The sequence below is a fragment of the Sutcliffiella deserti genome (assembly GCF_020037475.1).
In the GTDB taxonomy this organism is placed as follows: Bacteria; Bacillota; Bacilli; order Bacillales; family Bacillaceae_I; genus Sutcliffiella_A; species Sutcliffiella_A deserti.
The window spans coordinates 159321-166979 of record NZ_JAIQDB010000007.1 but is presented as its reverse complement, the minus strand read 5'-3'; the positions used below and the strand labels follow the sequence as shown (position 1 = coordinate 166979).

The 7659-nt window shown below is 42.3% G+C and carries 6 protein-coding genes; 3 read left to right on the top strand and 3 right to left on the bottom strand.

The window, feature by feature from the left end; all coding sequences use genetic code 11:
• The first annotated feature begins 188 nt into the window (after positions 1-188).
• Positions 189-1565 carry an aldehyde dehydrogenase gene (locus K9B36_RS13210; protein WP_223702667.1) on the top strand — a complete coding sequence of 459 codons (1377 nt, stop codon included), beginning with the start codon at positions 189-191 and terminating at the stop codon, positions 1563-1565.
• Between the two features lie 235 nt (positions 1566-1800).
• Positions 1801-3015: an MFS transporter gene (locus tag K9B36_RS13205; protein ID WP_223702663.1), complete on the top strand. Its 1215-nt coding sequence runs from the start codon at positions 1801-1803 to the stop codon at positions 3013-3015.
• 93 nt (positions 3016-3108) lie between these two features.
• Here K9B36_RS13205 and K9B36_RS13200 read toward each other — a convergent pair whose 3' ends face one another.
• The 3 genes from K9B36_RS13200 to hpaB all read right to left on the bottom strand — a co-directional run bounded on the left by K9B36_RS13200 (position 3109) and on the right by hpaB (position 5980).
• Positions 3109-3306, bottom strand: a complete 198-nt coding sequence (locus K9B36_RS13200; RefSeq protein ID WP_223702662.1) for a YwbE family protein — start codon at positions 3304-3306, stop codon at positions 3109-3111.
• Positions 3307-3481: 175 nt separating this feature from the next.
• Positions 3482-4429: a glycerophosphodiester phosphodiesterase gene (locus K9B36_RS13195; RefSeq protein WP_223702661.1), complete on the bottom strand. Its 948-nt coding sequence runs from the start codon at positions 4427-4429 to the stop codon at positions 3482-3484.
• A gap of 111 nt (positions 4430-4540) precedes the next feature.
• A complete protein-coding gene (gene hpaB, locus K9B36_RS13190; protein ID WP_223702659.1) occupies positions 4541-5980 on the bottom strand; it encodes a 4-hydroxyphenylacetate 3-monooxygenase, oxygenase component in 1440 nt (479 codons plus the stop codon).
• A 179-nt stretch (positions 5981-6159) separates the two neighbouring features.
• Here hpaB and K9B36_RS13185 point away from each other — a divergent pair, with 179 nt between their 5' ends.
• Positions 6160-7278 carry a D-TA family PLP-dependent enzyme gene (locus K9B36_RS13185; RefSeq protein ID WP_223702658.1) on the top strand — a complete coding sequence of 373 codons (1119 nt, stop codon included), beginning with the start codon at positions 6160-6162 and terminating at the stop codon, positions 7276-7278.
• The last annotated feature ends 381 nt before the right edge of the window (positions 7279-7659 follow it).

Here is a 7659-nt window from a genome sequence, read left to right as displayed (position 1 = left end):
GAATTGAGAGAGAAAAGCGCCCTTACAGAGTGGCGCTTTTTAGTTAGGTTCGGGTTATTAATCCACGGTTATCTTCACTCTAATACACTGTTGCTTTAGTATTTAGAAGGAAGAAGTTATAATTAAAGATAGTATTGTGTCGGGGTATATTATGTTTCTACCCAAAGGAGGAGTCGGCTAGGATGAGCATTCAAGATTCGGTTTTACATACATTAGATCAGCATAATCAGTTTTTTGAAACAGGTGTGACGAAAGATGTAAGCTACCGTTTGGAGCAGCTAGGTAAACTGAAAAAGGCCATTAAGGCTAATGAAAATGAATTAAATGAAGCATTAACAGCGGACCTAGGGAAATCGGCATTTGAGGCGTATGCATCAGAGATCGGGTACGTGCTCGACAGCATCAGTTTTTTTACGAAAAACCTCAAGAGGTGGACAAAGCCACGAAAGGTGAAAACGCCTTTAGTGCATATTGGCTCCAAAAGTTTCATCTACCCTCAGCCCTATGGAACCGTGTTGGTGGTTGGCCCATTTAACTATCCCGTTCAATTAGTGCTTGAGCCGTTAATTGGTGCAATAGCAGCGGGGAATTGCGTAGTTCTTAAGCCATCCGAATTTACGCCAAATGTTTCACGGGTGATGAAGCGTATGATAGAAGAAAACTTCGAAGAGCAGTATATTAGTGTAGTAGAAGGGGGCAAAGAAATAACCTCTGCCCTTATTCACGCTCCGTTTAATTATATATTTTTTACAGGTAGTGTTGAGGTAGGAAAAATCGTGATGAAGGCTGCTGCGGAAAATCTAGTTCCAGTAACGTTGGAGCTAGGTGGGAAAAGTCCGTGCATCGTGGATAAGGACGCAAACCTAGAAGTTGCTGCGAAGCGGATTGTTTGGGGTAAATTTATGAATGCGGGCCAAACATGTGTAGCGCCAGATTACGTTCTTGTGCATCATAGTGTAAAGGAGAAACTCGTGAGGTTGATGGAAAAAACGTTAACTGAATTTTTTGGTGAGGATCCACAAAAAAGCAAGGACTACGGTAGAGTGGTAAATGAGCGGCAGATGGATCGCCTCGTCTCATTATTAGACATGGACAAAGTGGTTGCCGGTGGGACTTATCATCGTGAAGAGCGTTATATGGCTCCCACGCTAATGAAGGATGTTAGCTGGGAGGATAAAGTGATGCAGGAGGAGATTTTCGGTCCTATTTTGCCAATTCTGGATTACAACGAGCTTCAGGATATCATTCAGAAAATAAATAGCTTGCCAAAACCTTTGGCGTTATACCTTTTTACTGAAAACAATAAGGTAGAGGATGTTGTGATTGAGAATATTTCCTATGGTGGAGGTTGTATCAATGACACCGTTACACATCTGACAAACCCTTATTTACCGTTTGGCGGAGTCGGCACTTCTGGAGTAGGGGCCTATCATGGACAAGATAGCTTTGAAACTTTCTCCCATAAAAAAAGTGTAATGAAAAAGAGTACCAAAGTGAATTTAAGCTTTATTTACCCTCCTTATTCAGAAAAAAGTATAAATTTTTTAAAGAAAGTAATGAAATAAGGGGATAACTACCAAATCAGTGAGGTCTTGTTTTCCGTTTCTTTTTCCTCCAAATTGTGTTAATATTTTGTGATACGAAATAAAATAGATACTATAAGTATAAAAATGGATCTTCGCTTGTGGAGGTTCATTTTTATTTTGCCACGGCTAAACACGCCATGGTTGATGAAGGCACAACTGTAAGCTTTAACAGAGCCTTTTTACTAGTCTAATTCCAGGAAGGTGGTATCTTACTATGATACCTAAAAAAGCAAAGGAACCATTATGGTCAAAATCTTTTATCATGCTAATGGTAGGGAACCTGTTTGTATTTATGTCTTTTCAAATGTTAATACCAACATTACCGCCTTATATAAAATCCCTTGGAGCTTCCGGTCTTGAGATTGGTCTGGTGACGGCACTATTCTCGATTGGTGCAATCCTTAGCAGGCCATTTATCGGTTATCTGTTGGAGTTTAAAGCAAGAAAACCCCTCGTGTTGGTTGGGGCAGTGGGGCTACTTTTGATTACAATTATCTATCCTCTATCACAAATAGTTGTGATTTTCTTATTGTTCCGTTTTGTGCATGGATTAGCGTGGGGATGGTCGACGGTGGTCAATGGCACAGCGGCGGTGGATGTGATTCCTAAATCTCGGCTTGGAGAAGGAATGGGGTATTATGGACTTTCCATCACCCTTGGAATGATTATTGCACCTAGTCTAGGAATCTATATGTATCAAGTTACGACTTTTAACAATTTGATCTACTTGTCTACTATTTTGGGGGTAATTGCGCTTGGCCTTCTTGCAATAGTCAATTACCGGACGCCTGATGTAGTAAGGGATGCGAAAAAAGAGGATTTAAAGTTCTCTTATATTGGTTCTTTGGTGGAAAAGTCAAGCTGGTATCCGTCTTTAATCACAGTAATTGCCACCTTTGGCTACGGAGCTATTGTGACATTTATCGTTATTTTTGGCGAGGAGAGAGGGCTTGATCAGATTTTCCTTTTCTATCTGTTTAATGCGATTATGGCATCAGTTTCTCGACCTTTTGCAGGCAAGTGGTTTGATCAAAAAGGGCCAAGAGGACTTGTGATAGGATGTATGGTACTTTCCTTTGCAGGGATGTGGGTGCTTTCCTTCGCTCATTCCAATCTAATGATTGCCATCGCAGGGATTTTGTTTGGAGTAGGGTTTGGTTCGTTAATACCAACGCTGCAATCATGGACACTATCCACTACGCCGGATAACCGTCGCGGTGTTGCAAATGGGATGTTCTTCTCTTCCATTGATCTTGGAATTGGATTAAGCGGGATTGTATTTGGTGTTCTGGCACAGTTCGTGGAAACGGGAACGCTATTCCAGATCTCGAGTGTCTTTATGCTTATCGCAATGATAGCTGCCTTATTGGAAGGTAAAAACCGGAAAAAGCGTGTCGTAATGGAAGAAGCTCAGAGGTTATCTTCATAGCGGATAAAGAAGTAACTTGTAGTATAACTGAAATTTTCTGTGAGAAAAAAAAGGCCTGAGCCCTGTGAAGTTTATGAAAAGCTTCACAGCGGCTTAGGCCTTTTCTATTTCCTTCACCCGTCCAACTTGCCCGTCCTGCAGACGGACCTTAATACCATGAGGATGAGAACTGGATTTTGTTAAAATATCCTTCACAATACCTGAAGTTAGCTTTCCTGAGCGCTGATCTTGCTTTAACACAATCTTCACAGCAACCCCTGCAGAAATATCTGCTCTATTCTGTCCATTCATTATAAATTCATCCATTCATCTAGAAATTTAGTGACCCGTGCCCAACTAATCATACCACACAGCCGATGGACACACCTAATTGGGTGAAAATGTAATGGGGTCTGGCCCCAAATGGGTTAAACTGGAATAAAGGGCCTAACCCCAATTGGATTATAATGGATAACAAACTTAAGTTCTAGTACCCCATTTCCTCCAATAATTCGAGCATGAGGTCTGGTCGGTTGGTGATGATGCCGTCTGCGCCTCTTTCGATTAGGTATTGCATGGTCTCTTTGTCGTCAATGGTCCAGTAGTGCACCTGTAGCCCGGTTCGCTTTGCGTCCCTGATGAGACGTTGGTTGGTTAAATCTATTCCACTTTGTTCTAGCGGTACTTGAAAGGAATCAACCTTAGGAGAATATAAATTCCTCATGAAGATTTTTTGAAAGATAACAAACTGTGTAATTTCTTGTCTTCCTCCGGCGGTAGCTACTCTGCCGTTTGTATAGTTATCAAACATTTGGATGATCTCTTGATCAAAGGAGGCAACAAGAAGTTTGTCTTCCATGCCGTATTTTTCAGTTAGTTTCCAAAGCTTTTCTGCTATCTCCTCATATTGTTCTGGTGGATTGCTGTCTTTGATTTCTATTTCAATGCGCATGTCTCCGAATTCCTGAAACATTTCTTCGACAGTGGGGATATAAGCTCCCTGTCCTCGATAGCTTAAATTTCCATTTAAATCTTGAAAGTGGTACCCGGCATCTAAGGCCTGTATTTCTGTCAATGTAAGATCGGCAACTGCACCGCTTCCGTTGGTAGTCCGATCTACTGTAGCATCATGGATCGCCACTAGATGGCCATCCTTCGTTATATGTATATCTGTTTCTATCACATCCACACCCATGTCAGCGGCTTGCTTAAAGGCTATCATTGTATTAGATGGAGCTAAAAGCTCTCCTCCTTGATGTGCAATGACTAAAGGCCGGCTATTCTTAAAAAATGGCTTTGCTTCTATCCTGCTGGTAGGTGAAAAAGTGAAAACCAAGCAAAGTGAAAACACAATAGACAGTATAAGTCCTACACCAAGCAAAAACTTCCTGCCCCAATTTCTCTTCTTCTTCAAAGAAACATTCACTCTAGCCATCCCATAACCCCCTGAAATCTTGAGAAAATCCCATATACTAACCTACTTCATTATAAAATATTCTGAAAAGTATGTATATAGTTGGAAAAAGGGGTCTGGCCCCTTTTTCCACTATATCCCAAACTGTTTCTTCACTTCTTCTGTGAGGGTGTGGCGGTTGTATTCGTGGTAGAGTGCTTGGGTGAGGCGGTTGGGATCGCCGAAGAAGAAGCGTTCGTAGAGGGTTTGTCTGGAACCGAAGGCACTCATGCTGATGTCCCAGGCGAGTCGGAATAGTTTAATGCGAGATTCGGCATTTTCGTTTGCGGCCTGAAGGTATTGATGGAGGTCTCCTTTAATAGGGGAGTGCAAGTCAGCTTCGGTTGGAATAGTAACTAACCCGCTTGCACCTAGTAGCTGTAAGATCTCCGTAAATCTTGGATATAGTTTTGGGAACTGTAGAACGGCAACTGATAAGGGATTTACATCAGGCGCCATTGTACCCCATTTGTCCAGCTTTGCTCCCATTTCAGAGGCCATTAAAAGTGCTTTATGATTCTCCACAGCAATAATAATTTCACATATTTTCTCTTTAACATGAGGATATTCCCCGATTGCAATCGTATTTACGATAAGCTGCGCAACAGCTAGCACAAATTCAGCTTTGACAACTTGTCTGGAAACTATTTGGTGCTGAACAAGCGGCTTGTAACTGCTTTTAGAGTAAAGGTTATTCGCCGCTTCAATATTTTCTACAACAAAAACCCTTTCCCATGGAACGATCACGTTATCAAACACAACCACCGAGTCCATTTCCTCAAAGCGGGAACCAAGAGGGTGATTAAAGTTAGAAGCATCATATGCAAATGATTCCCGGCAGATAAACTTCAGGCCTTCTGTATTGCTTGGAATACTGAATGCATATGCAAAAGGCTCTTCAAACATCTTTAAGCCGGAAGAGGAGACAATGATTTCATCCGTTATTCCACCTTGAGTGGCCAGCAGCCGCGCTCCTTTGATAACCAGCCCCTCAGAAGTTTTATCTACAATCCTAGCAGCGACAATATCGTCATCTGATTCGTAATGCAACGAGGAACGGTTCACTTGCGGTGCGATAAAGGTATGGGTAAAAGAAAGGTCTTCTTCTTTCGCATATCTATAAAAAGTTCGGAGGTTTTCTGGATATTGAGGCCCCTGCTCTTCCAAAATATCAGCAGCTGCCGCCAACGCCATGAGAGTAGTGTTTTTATAGTCTGGTGAACGCCCCATCATTCCTGCTGTAGCTTTTGCCCACGTTTGAATCATTTTCCTCCGCTTTTCCAAGTCTTCTATACTAGTAGGTCTTAGAAAAGAAGTTCCTATTCGTTCTCCGGTTGTTTCTGATTTATAGGTCATCAACTCTTTTAACTTTGGATCATACTGCATCTCGTATAATGCTGCCTGACTTTTCATTACACCAGAAAATGCGGGATGTTCCGAGATGTTACCTTTAACCTGTGTGCCATTTATCCAAACCTTTGTTTTAAGACGATTAATGCGATCAATATATTCTTTCCCATTACTAGCAGCCACCATCTTCACCCCTTACTCCATATCTCCTACACTGTATGCGTCTGGCTTTGTCCTTTTTACCTCAAGCATGAAAAAGGATAGAAAGCTTGGCCACATACTCTTTACATCTGGTATTCGCAGCGACAGGGTACATGTTATAGTAAACAAAACTAGTAGTTTGAAAGGAGAATCCTCTATTTATGGAAGACAGATATTCGTGCATAGATCATTTAGACACACCATCCTTACTCTTAGACCTTGAAAAGCTGCAGACTAACATCGATCGGATGAGTAATTTTGTAAAAAAGAACAACTTGAAACTCCGACCGCATATTAAAACACATAAATCGATTAAAATTGCTCAGTTGCAGCTCAAGAGCGGTGCGGTCGGTTTAACAACAGCGAAGGTAGAAGAGGCTGAAGTAATGGCAAGCACAGGCTGCAAGGATATTTTAATTGCTTTTCCGTTAGCAAGTCCTCAAAAGCTAAAAAGGGTCATCGGCTTACTTAATAGGGGAATCGAAGTTAAGGTTGCAGTGGACAGTGTGGAACAATTAAAGCTTCTTCAAAGGGAATTAGAAAAGACTCCACATAGTTTAGAGGTGTGGATAAAAGTGAATAGTGGACTGAACAGATGTGGAGTGGAGCCCGGCAAGCCGGTTTTAAAGCTTGCGCAAGCCATCCTATTCCTCTCAAGACTCCGTGTGGGAGGGATATTCACTCATGCTGGCCATGCGTACGGTGCACAAACTAAGGAAAAAATAGAAGAGATAGCCTTGGCAGAGGCTCAGGCTGTCGTGGATAGTGCGAACGAATGTGAAAAAGCGGGAATTCCAATTCCTACGAGAAGCGTTGGCTCGACCCCGACTTTTATGACCTCCGGCAGGGTGGATGGAATTACAGAGGTGCGACCTGGCAATGCGGTGTTTTTTGACCATATCCAAGTAGGGTTGGGTGTGGCGGAGCATCGTGATTGCGCATTGTCTGTTCTAGCCTCGGTTGTAGGAGTTTATGAGAATCGGATTGTCCTTGATACAGGAAGCAAAACATTGTGCCTTGATAAAGGGGCGCATGGGGTAGACTCCGTCAAAGGATACGGCTATATTACTGGATACCCCGAGCTAACAATAGAGCGACTTTCCGAAGAGCATGGAGTAGTAGTGTTCCAGGAAAAGCCCTCCTTGCACTTGAATGACAAAGTACGAATTATCCCGAACCATGCCTGCACGGTTGCGAACCAGTTTGAACATTATACGGTATGCAAAGGGAATAAGGTGATTGGAAGCTGGAAAGTGGATGCAAGAGGAATGCTAAAATAAAAGAAAGTTGCAATAGCTGAGAACAAATTGAAAGAGGCTTGGGCCAAACTAAACAAAACACCTAAAAAGACGAACAATTTTTGTAGTGTCTTTAAATTACGCGATTGATTTCCGTGCCAGACNAATTGAAAGAGGCTTGGGCCAAACTAAACAAAACACCTAAAAAGACGAACAATTTTTGTAGTGTCTTTAAATTACGCGATTGATTTCCGTGCCAGACTCGCTTTCCGCGGGTAGCCCGTGAGCCTCCTCGGCTTTGCCTGCGGGGTCTCACATAAGCTACTCTTCCCGCAGGAGTCTTCGTCTGTCACTCCAATCAACCGCTGGAACGTATTTTAATGCTAAGTGTACACTTGAAAAAAACCAATAAAAAACCCGAAC